Annotated in this window: 1 protein-coding gene; it reads left to right on the top strand. The window is 55.6% G+C overall.

All coding sequences use genetic code 11. The features are described 5' to 3' along the window. A partial coding sequence (locus KK062_RS30190) for a hypothetical protein (RefSeq protein WP_254088103.1) occupies positions 1 to 315 on the top strand: 315 nt, incomplete at both ends.

The following is a 315-nucleotide window of genomic DNA, read 5'->3' as shown; positions in this document are numbered from 1 at the left end:
CACCCGGTTTTACCTACCACGCATGTAGCCCAATTGCAGTATAATTCGTATTACCTGGCTGGACAAGCCGGCGAAACAATGTACCTGGGCAACATCACGGCCCCGTTCCACCTGGTGGCCGTGCGCCAGGACCTGGCCGACACCCAGCACGTGCGCATCCGCCTGCGCTATCCACTCGACGGACTCAAACGGCTCACGGTCTCCATCGACTCTCCTTATTTTTATTTGATGGATGGCATCGCTCCCGCGCTGTTCCGCGGGCACATAGGTCAATGGGAAGCTAACAAGTTTATGTATGACAGCTCGTATTTCACC

Source organism: Dawidia cretensis (genome assembly GCF_018598175.1).
Lineage (GTDB): Bacteria > Bacteroidota > Bacteroidia > Cytophagales > Cyclobacteriaceae > Ohtaekwangia > Ohtaekwangia cretensis.
The sequence above is the reverse complement of the archived record's forward strand: the minus strand, read 5'-3'. Positions and strand labels throughout refer to the sequence as shown.